The sequence below is a fragment of the Modicisalibacter radicis genome (assembly GCF_900961225.1).
Classification (GTDB): domain Bacteria; phylum Pseudomonadota; class Gammaproteobacteria; order Pseudomonadales; family Halomonadaceae; genus Modicisalibacter.
In genome coordinates this window covers 1-444 of the sequence record NZ_CAAHFN010000141.1, presented here as the reverse complement: position 1 = coordinate 444, position 444 = coordinate 1, and the positions used below count along the sequence as shown (strand labels likewise).

Genomic DNA, 444 nt, shown 5'->3' with positions numbered 1-444 from the left:
ACGCAAAAGACATTCAGCAAATCATTAACCCGCAATATTGGACAGTAACCCCGCAATCAACACCACTGGCCTATCCGGTGCTTATCAATACGCTGGCTGTTCACTCCAAACAAAATGTCACTTTACTTATGCCAGAGCAGCAGCCCACTGTTGCATGGCAAGCCCAGCTTGCTGATAAAAACTATATCAGCGTTAACCCATATACCGGACAAGTACTGCTCAAATATGATTATTACAGTACAGTGTATGGCTTTACCATGGCCGTTCATCGTTGGCTATTATACCAAGATACAGATGGCAAAAAGCCGCTGCGCAATTGGGTCTCTATCTGTGCGTTAATTTTTATTATCAATATATTCGTTGGCGTATACATGTGGCTTAAACCTAAAAATCGCCTAAAACGTTTAGTAATAAAACCCAAGACTAAATTACGTATTTTACTGT

The 444-nt window shown here is 40.8% G+C and carries 1 protein-coding gene; it reads left to right on the top strand.

Annotated features, from left to right (window positions below):
- Positions 1 to 444, top strand: a 444-nt coding sequence (locus tag HR9077_RS20965) for a PepSY-associated TM helix domain-containing protein (protein ID WP_136069241.1), incomplete at both ends; no start/stop codon positions are given.